Origin of the sequence: Candidatus Enterococcus wittei (assembly GCF_002140175.1) — a bacterium.
In the GTDB taxonomy this organism is placed as follows: Bacteria; Bacillota; Bacilli; order Lactobacillales; family Enterococcaceae; genus Enterococcus_B; species Enterococcus_B wittei.
Genome location: NZ_NGMO01000002.1, coordinates 91,675 through 94,639, shown reverse-complemented (window position 1 = coordinate 94,639; position 2,965 = coordinate 91,675). Strand labels below are relative to the sequence as shown.

Genomic DNA, 2,965 nt, shown 5'->3' with positions numbered 1-2,965 from the left:
GAATATATTATAATTACTTTAATAGGAATTTAAATATTAGGAGGTTGAGCTATTTGTATATATCAAAACTTATATTAGAAAATTTTAAAAGCTTTGAGGGTAGACATGAAATACTATTCAAGCCTGGAATTAACTTTTTTGTTGGTAACAATAATAGTGGAAAGACAACTATTTTTAAAGCAGTAGAATTTTTAAGAAATGGAAAATATGAGGATGGCTTAATCACTAATGGAAAAAAAGATTGTAACTGTTCGGTTGAAATCATATTTTCTGGTGATGATATTCTTGAAATAGTAAGTAACCACGCAGTTAAAAAATATCAAAACTATGTATTTGAAGAAAACGGCACTCTGAATTTAAGAGTTCTTCGTTCTTCAGAAGATGTAAAGAAAGTTCAAACATGGAATAATAATGAACAAAAATTCGATAATCCTACCGGAGTTGGTACAACAATAACCGCACTTTTTGATTCCCAATTTGTTTATTCTGATCTAAAAAATGAAGACTATCAAGATTTTGGAAAAACAAAAGTTGTAGGAAAATTGATTAATGCTATAACAAATGATTTTCAAAAATCAGAACCTTATCAAGAATTTTGTAATGCACATGAAGCAACTTTTGGAACAGACAGCGAATTATTTAACGTACTTGGCTCCACCTCAAAAAAAATACAAGATGTTATGACTGAACAATATGGAGAAACACAGGTAGAATTTAAATTTGGATTACTCGAAATGGAAAACTTCTTCAAAAATGGCAGTATACTTCTTACTGATAATGGGGTCACTACAGAAGTTAATAGAAAAGGGACTGGCATGCAGCGTGCTTTGGCATTAAGTGTGATTCAAGTATATTCTGAAATTACCAATGCAGAAAACTCTAAACAATTATTCTTTTTTATTGATGAACCAGAGACATTTCTTCATCCAGTTGCTCAAGACAAGCTTATTGAAGCTTTTGAAAAAATATCCAGGAATTCGCAAGTCTTTATTACTACACACTCCCCTTATCTTTTAAAAAAATTCAATGAATCGAACCATTATATCCAAGTATTCTCTTCTATTGGTGATAAAATAACACCTGGAAGTAATATGGATCTATTTCCATTTAGTCCAACTTGGGGTGAAATAAACTATTATGCTTTTGGAATTTGCAGTGTTGAATTTCACAACGAGCTATTCGGATACTTACAAGAAAATTTTAATAAAGAGCAATTAGACAAATTATTAGCAGATGGAACTCCTGATAGTCAATTACGAAAAAAAATGGGAAAATTGGCTAATGAAAATGCATTTGATGATTATCTTAAAGAGTCTGGATTAGAAAAAAATGTAAAATATATTCGTCGCCAAAATGATGGGGAAACTTGTGATCAATTGAAAACATTACCTATGTTTATTAGAAATATCATCCATCACCCTGAAAATACATATAATGAATATAATAATGAACAATTAAACATTTCTACTGAAATGATGATAAAACTAATTCAAAAAAACAGATGAAGAACGTAATTGCAACCATTTTGCAACCAACCCATCAATAACAAGCTAAACTCAAAAAATCGAAAGGAATCCAAATCCTTTTATACCGCCTATTCTATACCTAACCAACCTCTATCACTACAGAGTGGGAATAATAAAAAACAGCCAACAAACGTTGTTAAATCAATGTTTGTTGGCTGTTTATTTTTTCATTATCACACTTTTATCACAGTTAATCGTTATTTCATTTCTTACATCTTTTACTAAACTTTTTTTGATAACTCAGTAGTTCAGTTTAATTTAATGAAAAAAATTTTACTATTTTACATCGGATGTTTTTTAAGAGAGCCGATTGTAAAATTAAGCTAGACAACTAAAAAAAGTCACTTGTGCTACACTCAAAATAGTTTCGACCAAAGAATTATAAGGAGTGAGTACAAATGACCTATACCCATCTTACAACAGACGAACTTGTTTTGATAGCGTCTTATTTCAATATCGAAAAAACCTGTCGCTCTTGTCGCATAAAGTTTAAATCGCTCTAGACAAACCATTTATAACGTTTATTCGTTCCTCAAACAAGGAAAAAAAGTGCTAGATTATTATCGGCAATACAAACAAAATAAATCCCGGTGTGGACGACATTCAACCGTTTTATCTGATGAACAATCAACGTATGTTCAAGAGAAGGTAGCTCAAGAATGGTCCCCCGACGTGATTATCGGCCGTGGTGAGTTTCCAATTGATTGTTCTGCTCGTACACTCTATCGGATGTTTAAAAAAGGCATTTTTGATACGCAGTCGTTACCTATGAAGGGAAAACGCAAACCAAATAATCATCAAGAAAAGCGTGGAAAACAGGCATTTCGCAGAACTATTCATGAACGGAACAGTCTCTATCCACACCTGTCCAAAGAATTTGGACATCTTGAAGACGACACCATTGTGGGAGTCAAACACAAGAGTGCTGTTATTACATTGGTTGAGTGTTTATCCAAGGTTATTATTACTTTGAAACCCATAGGCAGACGAGCCGAAGATATCCAAACCAGGTTAAATGATTGGTTCAAATCCATGCCTAAACATCTGTTTAAATCCATGACGTTTGATTGTGGAAAAGAATTTTCCAACTGGCGATCTATAAGTAACTCGAACGATATTGCCATCTTTTTCGCAGATCCAGGAACACCTTCGCAAAGAGGGCTAAATGAGCACTCAAATGGCTTGCTTAGAAGAGGGGGCTTACCTAAAACAATGGACTTTAGAGACACGGATGAAACCTTTATTCAATCCGTTGCCTCGAAAGAAACCATATTCCAAGAAAATCACTAAATTACCAAACACCATTGGAAGTATTTTTGAGCTGCATAGATAAAGATATATTGTCTAACTTAATTTGACAAATCAGAAAGAATAAACTTATACCAAATAGTCAAAAAATAGTTGTTTATTCATTAACATAAGGAAACATAGTATAATAT

Annotated in this window: 1 protein-coding gene and 1 pseudogene; both read left to right on the top strand. The window is 32.3% G+C overall.

What is annotated here, in order from left to right:
* Window positions 1–53: 53 nt before the first annotated feature.
* Complete coding sequence (locus tag A5844_RS04790; RefSeq protein WP_086284148.1) at window positions 54–1,505, top strand: ATP-dependent nuclease; 1,452 nt, start codon at window positions 54–56, stop codon at window positions 1,503–1,505.
* Between the two features lie 419 nt (window positions 1,506–1,924).
* Window positions 1,925–2,884: pseudogene (locus tag A5844_RS04780) on the top strand (IS30 family transposase).
* Window positions 2,885–2,965 lie beyond the last annotated feature (81 nt).